Genomic DNA, 13,818 nt, shown 5'->3' on the forward strand with positions numbered 1-13,818 from the left:
ACCGCGGAAGCCCCAGACGCTCGCTACGACGAAATCCACGTTGTGACCGACACCGCCGAAGCCCCAGCCGGGAGGACTCGATGCGCTCGCTGCGGTCCTCAGTCGCTCGTTTCACTCGCTCCTTGCGGTCCTTGCGTCTCGCGTCTTCGTCCTCCCGGCTGCCCCTTCGAGTCCCGCCCCGCACAGCACCTCGCACCTCCCCAGCCTCGTCGCTGGCACCCTCCGCTTCGCTCCGGGGCCAGCGACTCCCTCGCGCGTGCTGCTCACGGTCGCCGCGGGCGACCGCTCGCAGGCACGCGCCGTCGAGACCGCGTGGAGCGATGTAAGACACCGACAACCTGGGGCGCGTTGTCACCGGTTCCGACACCGGTTTGTCGCCGGCCCGCCGCGGATCGCCGTGAGCGATTCCCCGACCGGGGTCGACCGCGACCCGGACCCGCGACCCCTGCGCGAGGACCCGCCGGCCGAGAGCCGCCGGACGCGGCTCTGGCGCTACGGGTTCAACCTCCTGCCCGCGTACCGCGGCACGGGGGCGCGCGTCGACCACATCGCCGCCGACTGGCGCTACGTCCGAATCCGACTGCCGCTGAACTGGCGCACCCGGAACGCGGTCGGGACGATATTCGGCGGCAGCATCTACGGCGCGATCGACCCGGTGTACATGATGATGCTCCGCCGGGTCCTCGGCGACCGGTACACCGTGTGGGACAAGTCAGCCGCGCTGGAGTTCATCGAACCCGGCCGCGACACGCTGTACGCCGAGTTCGAGCTCCCGACGACCGAGACGGAGACCCTCCGCGAGACGCTCGACCCCGGCGAGTCGACCGACCGCGAGTACCTCGTCTCGCTCGTCGACGCCGAGGGAACCGTCCACGCGGCCTGCGAGAAGACGCTGTACGTGCGCCGCGACGAGTGAGCCGGGCGCGTTCGTCAGGCTCCGGGACAGTCAGTCGTCCGCGACCTGACGGACCGAGTCGAGCGGCGACACCGAGATTAGCAGCCGGTCGTCCGCCGTCGCGCTCACCATCTTGGACTCGGCGAACCGGCTGCCGTCGGCCCTGACTCCCGTGCTGGTCCCGGTCCACCGCTCCCCGCCCGTCACGGCCGGAATGACGTTCGTCTCGAGGTGTTCGACCGCCGAGTCGGGGTGGAGGCGCTGCCACGGTTCGCCCTCCAACTCCTCTGGGTCGTACCCGTACAGCGCGCCGTACTCGTCGCCGACGAACTCGAAGGTGCCGTCGGGAGCCACCGTACAGATCCCGTCGAGCGTCACGGCCGCCGCGGTCGGGCCGTCGACGCCCTCGGTCCCGAAGCCGCCGCCCTCCCCGGCGGCGACCCGCTTGACGCGGCGCAACAGCGCGGTGTAGCCGTCCGCGCCGCCCCGCTTCGAGACGTAGTCGCTGACGCCGGCGCGGACCATCTCGGTCGCGATGTCGGCCGGACCGGTCGCGGAGAACAGGAGGAACGGGAGGTCCGGGTCGACCTCGCGGGCCGCGGAGAGCAGTTCGACGCCGGTCAGGCGCGGCATGTCGTAGTCGCTGACGACGCAGTCGAACGACTCGCGTTCGATGCGACGGAGCGCGTCTTCGGGGCGCGTTTCGACGGCGGTCTCGCAGTCGAGGTCGTCGTCGCGTTCGAGGCGCGTCGCGACGAGCCGCGCGAGTCCGGGCTCGTCGTCGACGCACAGGACGCGGTGCGTCTCGCTGGTCATGGGCACCGTCCGAGGAGGCCGTTTATATTCGTGTCCGCCCGATCTTCAGCGATGAGAACCGGACGGGTCGGGGGTTGAAAGAGCGGGAACGGCGATCCGACCGGGAGTTCTACGCCGCCGCGCCCGCCGCGAGCGCCTCCTCGACCGTCTCGACGAAGCGGTCGGGGTGTTCGACGTGCGGGAGCAGGCGCGCCCGGTCGAAGACGACGAGGCGCGCGTCGGCGGCGTCGGCGAGTTCGCGCCCGTCGGTGAGCGGGCTCACCGTCGCCTCGCGACCCCAGACGATGGTCGGCGGGACGTCCAACTCGGCGAGCGCGGCGGCGAGGTCGACCTCGCTGTTCAGGCTCCCCGAGACGAACGATGCGGGCGCGAACCGCGCGTTCTCGACGTGGGTCGTGCGCCACTCGTAGTCGGTCCACTCCGCGCTCGGGTTCGCGGGGTCGTCGTAGCCGTGGTCCGCGTTGAAGTAGCGGATCGACGGCTTCGACGTGATGCCGTTGAACAGCGCCTGCCCGACGAGCGGGGCGCGCAGCAGTTCGCGCAGCCACCCCTTCGCCGGACTCGGTCCCGCGGTCGCGGTCGGACAGACCGCGAGGAACCCGCGCAGGTCGACGCCGCCCTCCGCGTCGCCGCCGTCCACGGCCGCGACCGCGTACGCCGCCGACAGCGAGGAGGCGACGACCGCCGGCTCGTCGAACTCGGCGAGGAAGTCGTGGACGAAGTCCTCGTACAGCGCCGCCGAGTACCGCAGCGGCGGCCGGTCGGAGCGGCCGTACCCCGGGAAGTCGGGCGCGACGACGTGGTAGTTGGCGGCCAACTCGCCGAACACCGCGCGCCACTCGCCGGAGGAACCGGCGGCGTTGATCCCGTGGAGTAAGACGAGGTCCGGGTCGTCCGGGTCGCCCGCCTCGGTGTACGCGACGTCCATCCCGCGCCAGCGGAAGGTCCGGTCGTCGCCGTCGAGCGGGGGTTCCAGTTCGCCCTCGTACCGGAGGCCGGTGTTGAGCGCGGCGAGCGCGCCGACGCCGAGGACGGCGCTGCCGAGGAGGTTCCTGAGCTTCATGGAAAACTGTTGGTTCGCTGGCGACTTATACCCGTGGGACGCGGTCGGGCTCGGAGCGCGGAGCGCCGCGGCGACCCGGGTCAGTCGTCGCGCTCCCGGCGGCCCGTCTCCTCCACGCAGTCCGCGATCGGGCCCACGATCGCCTCGGCGACCGCGTACGGGTCCGTCTCCCGGTCGCGGACGCGCTCGGCGAGCCGGTCGATCCCGCCGCGGCGCTCGATCTCGTCGGTCGCGAGCGCGCCCACGTCCGCCCGCACGAGGGTGCGGATCTCCTCGGCGTACCGACGCCGCTCGGTGGCCGCGATCTCGCCCGACTCCCGGAGGTACGCCGCGTGCGCGTCGAACGTCTCGATCAGCGTCGCGACCCCATCACCGGTGTTCGCGACGGTCTCTAACACCTCCGGCGTCCACGACTCGCCGTCCTCGTCGTCCGCGACGCCCGCGGCGTCCCCCGCCTCGCCAGCCGAACTCCCCGCGCGACCGGCGTCGCGGCGGCCCGCCCCGGAGCCGCCCGCGCCCGTCGAGGCCATCGAGGCCGCGCCGTGGTGGCCGGCGTCGCGGCCGGTCGTCCCGCCCTCGCGGCGGTGGACCATCTCCTCCAGCTCGGCGACGGTCCGCTGTGCGCCGTCCATGTCGGCCTTGTTGACGACGAACACGTCGCCGATCTCCAGGATGCCGGCCTTCAGCGTCTGTACGTCGTCGCCGGAGCCGGGCTGGACCAGCACCGCGACCGTGTCGGCCGTGCGGACCACGTCGACCTCGTTCTGTCCGGCCCCGACGGTCTCTAAGATCACCACGTCCTTCCCGAAGGCGTCGAGCGCCTTCACGGCGTCAGCGGTCGCGGTCGAGAGACCGCCGAGCTGGCCGCGCGCGCTCATCGACCGGAAGAACACGTCCATGTCGCCGACGTTCGACCCCATCCGGATCCGGTCGCCGAGGACGGCCCCGCCGGTGTACGGCGAGGAGGGGTCGACCGCGATCACGCCGACGGTGTCGCCACGGTCGCGGTAGGCGGCCGCCAGCTTGTCGACCAGCGTCGACTTCCCCGCTCCCGGCGAGCCGGTGATCCCGACGACGTCCGCGCCGCCGGTGTGTTCGTGGAGCGCGGAGACGATCGCGCGGTACCCGGGCGTGCGGTTCTCTATCTTCGTGATCACGCGGGCGAGCGCGCGGTGGCTCCCGTCGAGCAGGTCGTCGACGAGGGCGGCGTCGGCCGCCGAGAGCGTCGGCGCGTCCCCGAGCGCGGGTTCGTCCGACCCGTCCATCTACGCGCGCTCCGGGACGTTGTTCCGGATGAACTCGATCGTCTCCTCCATCGGCGTCCCGGGTCCGAACACCTCTGCGACGCCCAGTTCCTTCAGGTCGGCCTCGTCCTCGTCCGGGATGATCCCGCCGACCAGAACGAGCGTGTCGTCGAACGCGTCGTACTGCTTGAGCCCCTCGATGACCTTCGGGACGAGCGTGTTGTGCGCCCCGGAGAGGATCGAGATGCCGAGCACGTCGACGTCCTCTTGCACCGCCGCCTGAACGATGTCGTCCGGCGCGCGGTGGAGCCCGGAGTAGACGACCTCGAAGCCGGCGTCGCGGAACGCCCGCGCGATCACGTGTGCGCCCCGATCGTGGCCGTCGAGGCCGACCTTCGCGACCAGACACCGGACGGCCCGTTCCTGCTGTTCGGCGCTCATGCCCCACTCTGTGTCGCGTGTCCGCTTGATTCTAACGGACGATGGGGAAGGTTCGGGCGGGAGCGCCGCGGTCGCCGGACCCCCTCCGCGGCCGACGCCGGGACCGACGCGTTGAACGCGCGGGCGACCGTAGTCGGCCCGATGAGCGCCGACCGCGACGACGCCGGCACCGCCGCGAGCGACGACGCCGACCGACTCCCCGCGGGGACGCGCGTCGGCCGCGCCGCGCTCCGGGTCGCGGACCTCGACGAGACGGCCGCGTTCTACCGGGACGTGGTCGGCCTCGCGGTCCTCGACCGCACCGCCGAGCGCGCGACGCTCGGGGTCGACGGAACCCCGCTGCTCGTCCTGAGACGCGACGCCGACCGCCCGGCGCGGAGCCGGACCGACGCCGGTCTCTTCCACGCCGCGTTCCGGGTCCCGTCTCGCGCGGCGCTCGGCGAGGCGCTGGGGCGCGTGCGGGAGCGGTGGCGGCTCGACGGTGCCTCGGACCACCTCGTCAGCGAGGCGCTGTACCTCGACGACCCCGAGGGCAACGGCGTGGAGATATACCGCGACCGCCCCCGCGAGGAGTGGCCGGTCGACGAGGGCGGCGGGGTGCGGATGGGGACCGAACCGCCCGACGTCGAGGGGGTCGTCGCGGCCGCAGGCGGCGGAGCGGAGGCGGGCGAGGCCGCCTCCGCGGACCCCGTCGACCGCGCACCCCCCGGCACCGACGTGGGTCACGTCCACCTCGAAGTGACTTCGCTGTCGGCGTTCGAGGCGGTCTACGTCGACGGACTCGGCTTCGAGGTCGGGACGAGCGGCCCGGACGTGCGGTTCGTCGCGGCCGGCGGCTACCACCATCACCTCGGCGCGAACACGTGGCGGGGGCGGACCGACCCGGCCGCGGGGCGCGGGCTCGCGTGGTTCGAGGTGGTCGTCCCCGACGAGGGCGCGCTGGGCGCGGTGCGAGCCCGACTCGACGCGGTCGCGGGCGAGAGCGAGATCGGATTCACCGTCGACGAGCGCGACGACGGGATCGCGGTCACCGACGCCGACGGGATCGAGGTCCGGGTCCGGACGGAGTAGCTGACCGCCGCGGGCGTTCTCGGAGCGCCCCGAGCGACGGGACCGTCACCCGACGATCGTCCGGAGCGTCGACTCGGTCAGCAGCGAGGTGACGCCCAGCGCCTCAGTCGTCATCCAGCCGATGAAGGCGAGGTACATCGCGAGGAAGACGTACCCCTCCTCGGTGGTGATCTCGAAGTCCGTCGCGGCCATCACCACCACGACGAGGGTAGTGTAAAACAGGAACAAGAGGAGGGGCACGGAGGTGAGGAAGCCGATCGAGACACCACCGGCGAGGATGACGCCGATTGGGAGCGCCGCAACGAGGTTGAACGTGTTCGTCCCGAAGACGTTCGCGACCGCCGCCCGCTTGTCGCCGGCCTCGCCCATCTTCACGCCGACGAGGAGGTCGGGGAAGGAACTCATCGCCGACAGCACCGTCACGGAGACGAGGAACGACGGCGCACCGAGCGCCTCGGAGATCTGTACCGTCATCGTGACCATCGACTCGACGCCGACGAGCACGACGACCAGCCCGGCCGCGAACAGCCCGGCCTGTTTCGGGAGGTTCGTCGATTCGGTCCGCTTCAGGTCCGACGCGCCGCTCTTGCCGCCGGCGAGGAGGATGACGTACACGCCGTACAACACCAGCAGGCCGACGCCCATCTGGGGGGTTATCCGCGCGATCTCCCGCCCGTCGGTCCCGAGGACGCCGATCGCGATCACGCCGAAGAGGGCGAGGACGGCGACCATGTAGAAGATGGCGTCGCGGTAGACGATCCCCTGCGTCGTCGTCGTGTCGCCGCTCGTGATGGAGACGGCGGCCGGGATGACCAAGATATTGAACACCGCCGTCCCGATGAGCGCGCCGGCACCGACGCCGAAGTCACCGAGGACGAGTACCGAGATGAGGATGATCGCGAGTTCGGGAAACGACGTCGCGGCCGCGACGATGAGTCCACCTTGGATGGCCTGCGAGACGCCGAAGTGGTCGCTGATCTTCGAGGTCGTCGACTCGATGACGTTCGCTCCCTTCCAGGTCAGCAGGAACCCGATCGCGCCCAACACGATCCACACGACGAGCGACTGGTCCCCGATCAGTTCCTGTAGTACCGTCACGTGTCGTTACTGCGTCCGGAGGCGATTATCGCTTCCGGAGTCAGGCGTCGGTTCGAGCGCCGAACCGGTCGTCGAAGACCGCGATCACGCGGCGCTCGATCTCGTCGCGGATCTCGCGGACGTCCTCGATCGGCCGCTCGCCGGGGTCGTCGAGGGCCCAGTCGTCGGTGTCGACGGTCTCTAACTCGAGCGTCGAACAGCCCATCGTCGCGACGAAGTCGGACTCGACGAGCGCCGCGTCGGAGATCGACCGCGGCGTCCGGCCGTTCGCGTCGAGACCGGCCTCCGAGAGCGCCTCGACGACGACGTCGTGAACGCTGTCGGCGGGGTCGGTCCCGCCGGTCCGGATCTCGACGCGGTCGCCGAGCCCGCGGCGGTCGCGCTCGCGCTCCGCGAACGCCGTCGCCATCTGGCTGCGGCCGGCGTTTCGGACGCACATGAACGTGAGCACGGTCGTTTCGTCGGTGTCCGTCTCGTCGGTGGCCGTCTCGTCGTCCGCGGTGTCAGTAGAGGTCATGTCGTGTGGGTGTCGCGTTCGCGGGTCGCGTCCGCCGCCGGATACCGCGCCGCCCGCGCTGCCGCCGTCTCAGTAGATCAGCTCGTCGTCGTTCTCGACCATGTACAGGGTCCGCGCCGCGATGTTGACCGCGTGGTCGGCGATCCGTTCGAGGTCGCGCACGGCGAGCAGCGCCTGCGACACCTCGTCGAGCGAGGCTTCGAGCGCCTCGTCGTCGGTCGCGCCGCCGTCCGCGTCGCCGTCGGCGTCCCGCGCCTCGGTGCGGGCGCGGTCGGCCTCCAACAGCTCGCGGACGACGGCCTCGCTCGCGCGGCGGCAGCGCTCGTCGAAGTCGTCGTTGCGGGCGGCGATGTCGCGGCAGGCGTCCGGGTCGCGGGCCGCGTAGGCGGCGACCGCGTCCGCCACCATCTCGCGGGCCGCCTCGCCGAGCCGGCGCACGTCCACCGCCGGGTGGACGCCGCCCTCGGGGCCACCGTAGTCCGCGAGGTTCGTCGCGAGGTCGGCGACCCGTTCGAGGTCCGTGATGATCTTGAAGGAGGCGGCGACGAGCCGCAGGTCGCCCGCCACGGGCTGTTGAAGCGCCAACAGCTCCGTACACTCGTCCTCCAGGGCGAGGTACGTCTCGTTGACCTCGTGGTCGCCCTCGATCACCGAGCGGGCGAGGTCGTCGTCGCCGGAGACCGCCGCCTCGACCGCGTCGTCGAGGCGGTCGCAGACGGTGTCGCCCATCCCGACCACGCCGTCCCGGAGGTCGTCGAGCCGCTCCCGGTAGTTCTCGCGGGGCATCTATCCGAACTTCCCCGTGATGTAGTCCTCAACGCGCTGCTCCTCGGGGTCCTCGAATATCTTCGCGGTGTCGTCGTACTCGACCAGTTCGCCGCCGGTGAGGAACACCGCCGTCCGGTCGGAGATCCGCGCCGCCTGCTGCATGTTGTGCGTGACGATGATGACGGTGTACTCCTCGGCCAGATCGTCGATCAGGTCCTCGATCTTCGAGGCCGCGACGGGGTCGAGCGCCGAGGTCGGCTCGTCCATCAAGATTACTTCCGGGTCGGGCGCGATGGCGCGGGCGATACAGAGCCGCTGTTGTTGCCCGCCCGACAGCTCCAGCCCCGAGGAGTGAAGCTGGTCTTTCACCTCGTCCCACAGGGCGGCCCCCTTCAGCGACTCCTCGACGCGGGCGTCGACGTCGCCGTCGAACCCCTGTATCTTCAGGCCGTACGCGACGTTGTCGCGGATCGACTTCGGGAACGGGTTCGGCTTCTGGAACACCATCCCGATCTTCCGACGCAGGGCGACCGGGTCGACGTCGGGGTCGTACACGTTCTTCCCGCCGAACTCCACGTCGCCCTCGACGCGGCAGATGTCGATCATGTCGTTCATCCGGTTGATCGTGCGGAGGAACGTCGACTTGCCGCAGCCGGAGGGCCCGATGAGCGCCGTCACGCGCTTTTCGGGGATCTCCATCGTCACGTCGTTTATCGCCTGTTCGTCGCCGTAGTAGACGTTCAGGTCCCGGGCGGCGACCGCGGTGCCGGCCTCGTTGATGGGCGCGCGGTCGTCGTTCGAGTCCGCCTGTACCTCCGTCGTGATCAGCGAGTCGTCCGATGTGGTGTTGCTCATTGTTAGCTCCCGCGCTCCGCGCGGTTCCGCAGTAGGATGGCCGTCCCGTTCATGCCGACGAGGATGATAAGCAGCGTGATAACGCCTGCGGCGACGACGCCGTACCGGAAGTCGGCCTGCGGGAACCCGGCCCACGTGTAGATCTGCATCGGCATGGCGCTGAACCGGCTGAAGAGGCTGCTCGGCGGGTTGAAGACGGTCGTCGCCGCGCCGATCATGATGAGCGGCGCGGTCTCACCGATCGCCCGACCGAGCGCGAGGATGGTCCCGGTGAGGATCCCCGGCATCGCCTCGGGCAGGACGACGTTCTTCGTCGTCTGCCAGCGCGTCGCTCCCATCGCGTCCGACCCCCGACGGAGGTCGTCCGGCACCGACCGGATCGCCTCCTGCGCGGAGATGATCGTGATCGGCAGGATGAGGAGCGAGAGCGTCAACGCGGCCGTTACCGCCGTCCCGATGCCGAGTCCGAGGAGGTTCGCGAACAGCCCCAGCCCGAGGAGTCCGTACACCACCGACGGGACCGCCGCGAGGTTCGCGATGTTGACCTGAAGGATCCGCGTCAGCGTGCCGATCGGTCCGGTCCCCGGCGTGTACTCTTCGAGGAAGACCGACGTGCCGACCCCGAGGAGGAACGACAGCACCGCGACGAGCGCGATGATTATCACCGAGCCGACGATGGCCGGATACAGGCCGGCGTTCGCGGGCGTCCGCGACGGTGCCTCCGTGACGAATCCGGGGTCGAGCCACGGGTCCGGCGCGGGGACGCCCCACGCCTCGACGACCAGCGCCCCGACGACGACGCCGCCGGCGATGAGGAACGGGAGCCCGAGTCCGACGACGCCCTCGCCCACGTCGACGACGCGGGAGACGTACACCGCCGTCGGCACGCCGGTCGTGACGAGGACGAGGAGGACGGTCGGTGCCGGCAGTCCCGTGCCGGCCGCCCAGAAGCCGCCGGCGGTCGCAACCGCGAGCGGGAGCCCGGCGGCGACCGCCGCGACGGTTCGACCGCTTCGGTCGGCGACGACGAGCCACCCGGCGACCGCGATCGGGATGGCGATCGTCCAGAGGTAGATGAGGAGGTCAGACGGGTACGTGGGGATCACGTCGCGGAGGAATACCGCGGCGATCAGCCCGAGGACCCCGACCGGAAGCGCGGCGGTCCGCGCCCGCGACGCTTCGCGGACCCGGCCGTACGCGTACAGCCCGACGGCGGGGAGGACGCCGAACGTGTACGCGAGGAACCAGACGAGTGAGTCGAACACCAGAAAGAGGGTGCCGACCGCGAGACCGAGCGCAGCGCCGCCGACGAGCCGACCGAGGAGGCCGAAGCCGACGGCCCCCGGCCGACCGCCGCTCCCGACGTACGCGAGGTACGCGGCGACCGGCGCGGCGACGACGAAGAGGTACGCGAGCTGCCAGTTGAGCCGCGGGATCGGCACGAGGAGCGTCTCTATCGCGGTGAAGACGACGGCGACGGCGACGAGGCCGCCGCCGAGCGCCCCGAGCGCTCGGCGCGTGACCTCGGGGTCGTCCGCGCTGTACAGGCAGAACGCGAGGAACGGGACGACGAGCGTGACGAAGTAGGTCAGCAGCCACTCGGGGCTGGCGTTCGCCAGGTCGAAGGCGTCGATCGCGACGTACACGAGGAGGACGCCGAGCGCGACGAGTCCGAACACGCTCGCGCCGAGCGAGAGGTACTCGAAGACGAGCCCGCGGACCCGGCTCACCTCGCCGAATCCGTCCGCGTTCGCGTTGTCGGTCGCCATCAGTACTCCTCCCGGTAGCGTTCCGCGATGATGTCGCTTATCACGTTCATTACGAGAGTCACTACGAACAGCGCGAGACCGAGCGCGAACATGGAGTTGTACGGGAGCGTGCCGCCGGTGAGGTCGCCGCCGGTGATCTGGACCATCGCGACGGTGATCGTCATTCCGGATTCCAAGAGGACGTCGGCGGGGTTGATGAACGGGATGCCGAACGCGGCCTCCCGGACCGCCGGCATCCGCGCCTGTGCGCCCATCGCGACGACGACGATCATCGTCTCGCCGACGGCGCGGGACACGGCGAGGATGTACGACGAGGCGATCCCGGAGATCGACGCCGGAACGACGATCCCGGTCGACACCTCGAACTTGGTCGCGCCGAGCCCGTAGCCGGCCTGCCGCAGTTCGTCGGGGACGGCGCTCATGGCGTCCTCGGAGATCGACGACACCATCGGGATGGTCATGATGCCGACCATGATCGAGGCCGACAGGGCGTTGAACGTGCTCATCTCGGGGAATATGGTGGCCTTCAGCACCGGCGTGATGTACACCAACGCGAAGTACCCGTACACCACGGTGGGCACACCGGCGAGGATCTCGAGTAGGGGTTTCAGTATCGATCGGGCGTTCGGCGTCGCGTACTCGCTGAGGTAGATGGCGGTCAGCGTTCCGATCGGCAGGGAGATGAACGCCGCCGTGACCGTCACCGTGATCGTCCCGATCAACAGCGGGACGATACCGAACGCCTGCCCGCCGCCGGCCGGGTTCGGACTCCAGTTGGTGCCGGTGAGGAATTCGGGTATCGGCGTCGCCCGGAAGAACACCACCGCGTCCGACAGGAGCGTGGCGAAGATCGCGGCCGTCGTGAGCAGGGTGATCACCGCGCACGCCGCGAACAGCCCGCCGTAAGTTCCCTCTTTCAGTCGTGTGAGTCCGCTCTGGCGGCTCAGATCGGGACTCTCTGTGCTGTCAGTCACGAACGGTGGGGTATCGCACGCAGTCGTAAATCAATACACCGGTTCATCGCGCCGGCTCAGCCCTGCGCCTGCTCGATCGCGTCTTCGAGGATCCCCATCTGCTCCTCCTGCGTCTCCTCGGTGGCCGGGACGTAGCCCACGTCGCCGGCCACGAGGTCCTCGTTGGTCGTCTGCTCGACGAAGTACCGGGCGAACTCCGCGATGTGTTCCTCGCCCAGCGACTCGATCGACGGGTAGGTGAAAAGCGGCCGAGAAAGCGGCGTGTACTCGCCGGAAGACGCCGTTTCGAGGCTCGGCTCGACGGGACCGTCGCCGTCGTCAATGCCCAGCGCCTTCAGCTGGTCGGGGTTCTGGAAGTAGTACGCGAACCCGAAGTAGCCGATTGCGTACTCGTCGCCGGCAACCCCCTGCGCGATCGTGTTGTCCTGTTCGGTCGCCTGGTAGTCGCTAGTGTGACCCTCCTCGCCGAGGATCGCCTCGATGAAGTAGTCGTACGTGCCGGAGGTGTCGGCCGCGCCGAACCGCTCGATCTCCTCGTTCGGGAACTCGTCGCGGACCTCGTCCCACGTCTCGGCGGCGTCGGACCGCCAGATCTGCGCGAGCTCATCGGTCGTGAGCGAGTCGATCCAGTCGGCGTCGGGGTTGACGACGACCGTGAGCGCGTCGGTGGCCGCGACGAGTTCGACGTACTCGACGCCGTTCTCCGCGCAGAGCTCCTCCTCTTCCGGCTGGATCGGGCGGCTCGCGTTGTTGAAGTCCGTGTCGCCCGTACAGAAGAAGTTCGAGAAGCCGCCGCCGGACCCGGTCGAGCTGATGTCGGGGTCGACGTCCGGATGCTGCGCGGCGAAGTCCTCCATGACCGCGCTCATCAGCGGGAACACCGTGCTCGATCCCGCGATGTTGATCGGGCCCGAGAGTTCGCCGTCGGAGCCGTCTCCGCCGTCGGAGCCGTCTCCGCCGTCCGAACTCTGGGTACAGCCCGCGAGTCCGAGCGCCCCCGCGCCGGCGAGCGCCGCGAGCGATTTCCGCCGGGTGATTCCCGTAGTGTCCGCGTCGTGGCTGGAAGCCATCACCTGTTCGTGGGCGAGTTCCGGTTAAGTAGTATGCTATGAGGAGTACGGGGTCGCGGGTACGGCAGGGTACGGCTACGTTTGGCTCGGTACGCTATATAGAGCTACATAGATTACCGGCCGTGGCCGGCGAGGCGAGCACGTCGGCGTCTCACCGCGTCGAACCCGACCGGGAACCGGCAGTGTTCAGATAAGCTGATTCCATGCGAAGGCGAACGATCTGAGCCACTCGTTTGCTGTTTCTGCTTTGGCGTTGCTAAAACAGTTTGAGAAACTGGTAGTTCTGCGTTTTATCTCACGAAAAACACGTTCGACGCTGTTTCGATTTCCATGTCGTTCGTATCTGAAATCGAGGCCGTGTTTGTCACAAGCTCGGTGGAGTGGAACCGCACCATCAACGAGAAAGATCGCGTCATCTACGTCGTGTTTGTCGCGGAGTTCCGTGAAGAACTGATCTGCGATCACGTTCGTTCTTGTTGGCTCAAGCTTTGTATGTAGCAAATCGTTTGACTGAGGATCGACAGCAGCGTACAGCCAGTATTGTTCATCATCGAGCTGAATCACAGTCTCGTCAACCGCAACGTGATTCGGGCTCCGACCAGCTTCCGGCTGTAGATCGGCTTTGTGTACCCAGTTATGAACGGTGGATCGAACTCGATCAACACCAAATACCTCAAGAAATGAAACAGTATTCGAAAGCGACAGTCCAGACAAATGGAGCTGAATACTGAGCTTCATCAACAGTTTCGGTGTTGCCTCTCGCTCCACAGACTCTAAGTTGATCTCGTCTAAACAGCCGCTGAGGCGGTCGTTTTCGGGCATAGATCACTTTGAAAACGCACCGCCTCACCTTTCAAACCTTATCTGAACACCGCCCCGGGAACCGGGACGTGGTTTTAAGTCCCCGTACCGGGAGACACCGGACGAATGGTCCCTCCCACGACCGACGGGCCGCCGGCACCGACGACCTCCCGAGAGGAGGCGTGGGTGGCTCACGCGGCGCTGCTCGACGCCGCGCGGAACGCGACCGAGGACGCCGAGCCGTACCGCGGGCCGCTCGAATCGATCGAGCGCGGCGAGCCGCTCGACGGCGAGGGCGTCGCCGTGCTCCGCGACGCGCTCGTCGACTACCTCGGCGACGCGCCGGTCCGCGACCGCGCCCCCGGACGGGCGCTGTTGCGGCGCACCGACGACGCGGCGGACGCGCAGTCGCGGCGGGCCTGAGCCCCGAACGGCG

Annotated in this window: 15 protein-coding genes; 3 read left to right on the forward strand and 12 right to left on the reverse strand. The window is 69.2% G+C overall.

All coding sequences use genetic code 11. The annotated features are described in order from the left end of the window. The first annotated feature begins 397 nt into the window (after positions 1 to 397). The gene (locus NAF06_RS03165) at positions 398 to 916 is read left to right on the forward strand and encodes a DUF4442 domain-containing protein (protein ID WP_008581996.1); all 519 of its coding nucleotides are present in this window, start codon (positions 398 to 400) and stop codon (positions 914 to 916) included. Positions 917 to 946: 30 nt separating this feature from the next. Here NAF06_RS03165 and NAF06_RS03170 read toward each other — a convergent pair whose 3' ends face one another. From NAF06_RS03170 to NAF06_RS03185, 4 genes are all read right to left on the reverse strand, one after another. Then, positions 947 to 1,711, reverse strand: coding sequence for a response regulator (locus tag NAF06_RS03170; RefSeq protein WP_008581999.1), 765 nt, complete (start codon positions 1,709 to 1,711; stop codon positions 947 to 949). A gap of 109 nt (positions 1,712 to 1,820) precedes the next feature. After that, positions 1,821 to 2,774: an alpha/beta fold hydrolase gene (locus NAF06_RS03175; RefSeq protein ID WP_008582002.1), complete on the reverse strand. Its 954-nt coding sequence runs from the start codon at positions 2,772 to 2,774 to the stop codon at positions 1,821 to 1,823. Positions 2,775 to 2,854: 80 nt separating this feature from the next. Further along, on the reverse strand, positions 2,855 to 4,039 hold the full coding sequence (gene meaB, locus NAF06_RS03180; protein WP_008582004.1) for a methylmalonyl Co-A mutase-associated GTPase MeaB: 1,185 nt from the start codon (positions 4,037 to 4,039) through the stop codon (positions 2,855 to 2,857). Continuing rightward, entirely contained in the window at positions 4,040 to 4,459 is a 420-nt protein-coding gene (locus NAF06_RS03185; RefSeq protein WP_008582005.1) for a cobalamin B12-binding domain-containing protein, read from the reverse strand. It abuts the gene before it with no gap. Between the two features lie 141 nt (positions 4,460 to 4,600). On the opposite strand from NAF06_RS03185, the gene NAF06_RS03190 reads away from it, so the two are divergent. Further along, positions 4,601 to 5,530: a VOC family protein gene (locus NAF06_RS03190; protein ID WP_008582007.1), complete on the forward strand. Its 930-nt coding sequence runs from the start codon at positions 4,601 to 4,603 to the stop codon at positions 5,528 to 5,530. A gap of 45 nt (positions 5,531 to 5,575) precedes the next feature. Here NAF06_RS03190 and NAF06_RS03195 read toward each other — a convergent pair whose 3' ends face one another. From NAF06_RS03195 to NAF06_RS03230, 8 genes are all read right to left on the reverse strand, one after another. Beyond that, the gene (locus NAF06_RS03195) at positions 5,576 to 6,628 is read right to left on the reverse strand and encodes a sodium:calcium antiporter (protein WP_008582009.1); all 1,053 of its coding nucleotides are present in this window, start codon (positions 6,626 to 6,628) and stop codon (positions 5,576 to 5,578) included. Between the two features lie 40 nt (positions 6,629 to 6,668). Next, positions 6,669 to 7,145, reverse strand: a complete 477-nt coding sequence (locus tag NAF06_RS03200) for an arsenate-mycothiol transferase ArsC (RefSeq protein ID WP_008582011.1) — start codon at positions 7,143 to 7,145, stop codon at positions 6,669 to 6,671. A 69-nt stretch (positions 7,146 to 7,214) separates the two neighbouring features. Further along, on the reverse strand, positions 7,215 to 7,931 hold the full coding sequence (locus NAF06_RS03205; protein ID WP_008582012.1) for a phosphate signaling complex PhoU family protein: 717 nt from the start codon (positions 7,929 to 7,931) through the stop codon (positions 7,215 to 7,217). Continuing rightward, positions 7,932 to 8,768, reverse strand: coding sequence for a phosphate ABC transporter ATP-binding protein PstB (gene pstB / locus NAF06_RS03210; protein WP_049908602.1), 837 nt, complete (start codon positions 8,766 to 8,768; stop codon positions 7,932 to 7,934). 2 nt (positions 8,769 to 8,770) lie between these two features. Further along, on the reverse strand, positions 8,771 to 10,537 hold the full coding sequence (pstA, locus tag NAF06_RS03215) for a phosphate ABC transporter permease PstA (RefSeq protein WP_251106180.1): 1,767 nt from the start codon (positions 10,535 to 10,537) through the stop codon (positions 8,771 to 8,773). Next, positions 10,537 to 11,511, reverse strand: a complete 975-nt coding sequence (gene pstC / locus NAF06_RS03220) for a phosphate ABC transporter permease subunit PstC (RefSeq protein WP_049908603.1) — start codon at positions 11,509 to 11,511, stop codon at positions 10,537 to 10,539. Before pstC ends, pstA begins: the two co-directional genes overlap by 1 nt. Positions 11,512 to 11,567: 56 nt before the next feature. Then, positions 11,568 to 12,581: a PstS family phosphate ABC transporter substrate-binding protein gene (locus NAF06_RS03225; RefSeq protein WP_008582017.1), complete on the reverse strand. Its 1,014-nt coding sequence runs from the start codon at positions 12,579 to 12,581 to the stop codon at positions 11,568 to 11,570. Positions 12,582 to 12,767: 186 nt separating this feature from the next. Then, complete coding sequence (locus tag NAF06_RS03230) at positions 12,768 to 13,403, reverse strand: IS6 family transposase (RefSeq protein ID WP_251106181.1); 636 nt, start codon at positions 13,401 to 13,403, stop codon at positions 12,768 to 12,770. A 105-nt stretch (positions 13,404 to 13,508) separates the two neighbouring features. On the opposite strand from NAF06_RS03230, the gene NAF06_RS03235 reads away from it, so the two are divergent. Beyond that, positions 13,509 to 13,805 (forward strand): DUF7853 family protein, encoded by a 297-nt coding sequence (locus NAF06_RS03235; protein ID WP_008582040.1) that lies wholly within the window; start codon positions 13,509 to 13,511, stop codon positions 13,803 to 13,805. Positions 13,806 to 13,818 lie beyond the last annotated feature (13 nt).

The organism is Halorubrum hochsteinianum (genome assembly GCF_023702125.1).
GTDB classification, from domain to species: Archaea; Halobacteriota; Halobacteria; order Halobacteriales; family Haloferacaceae; genus Halorubrum; species Halorubrum hochsteinianum.

What these genes read in the sequence shown, in the direction of transcription:
- NAF06_RS03170 (WP_008581999.1), bottom strand. Translation starts at nt 1,711, where the DNA reads ATGACCAGCGAGACGCACCGCGTCCTGTGCGTCGACGACGAGCCCGGA.
- NAF06_RS03200 (WP_008582011.1), bottom strand. Translation starts at nt 7,145, where the DNA reads ATGACCTCTACTGACACCGCGGACGACGAGACGGCCACCGACGAGACG.
- NAF06_RS03230 (WP_251106181.1), bottom strand. Translation starts at nt 13,403, where the DNA reads ATGCCCGAAAACGACCGCCTCAGCGGCTGTTTAGACGAGATCAACTTA.
- pstB (WP_049908602.1), bottom strand. Translation starts at nt 8,768, where the DNA reads ATGAGCAACACCACATCGGACGACTCGCTGATCACGACGGAGGTACAG.
- NAF06_RS03185 (WP_008582005.1), bottom strand. Translation starts at nt 4,459, where the DNA reads ATGAGCGCCGAACAGCAGGAACGGGCCGTCCGGTGTCTGGTCGCGAAG.
- meaB (WP_008582004.1), bottom strand. Translation starts at nt 4,039, where the DNA reads ATGGACGGGTCGGACGAACCCGCGCTCGGGGACGCGCCGACGCTCTCG.
- pstA (WP_251106180.1), bottom strand. Translation starts at nt 10,537, where the DNA reads ATGGCGACCGACAACGCGAACGCGGACGGATTCGGCGAGGTGAGCCGG.
- NAF06_RS03235 (WP_008582040.1), top strand. Translation starts at nt 13,509, where the DNA reads ATGGTCCCTCCCACGACCGACGGGCCGCCGGCACCGACGACCTCCCGA.
- NAF06_RS03205 (WP_008582012.1), bottom strand. Translation starts at nt 7,931, where the DNA reads ATGCCCCGCGAGAACTACCGGGAGCGGCTCGACGACCTCCGGGACGGC.
- NAF06_RS03175 (WP_008582002.1), bottom strand. Translation starts at nt 2,774, where the DNA reads ATGAAGCTCAGGAACCTCCTCGGCAGCGCCGTCCTCGGCGTCGGCGCG.
- NAF06_RS03190 (WP_008582007.1), top strand. Translation starts at nt 4,601, where the DNA reads ATGAGCGCCGACCGCGACGACGCCGGCACCGCCGCGAGCGACGACGCC.
- NAF06_RS03225 (WP_008582017.1), bottom strand. Translation starts at nt 12,581, where the DNA reads ATGGCTTCCAGCCACGACGCGGACACTACGGGAATCACCCGGCGGAAA.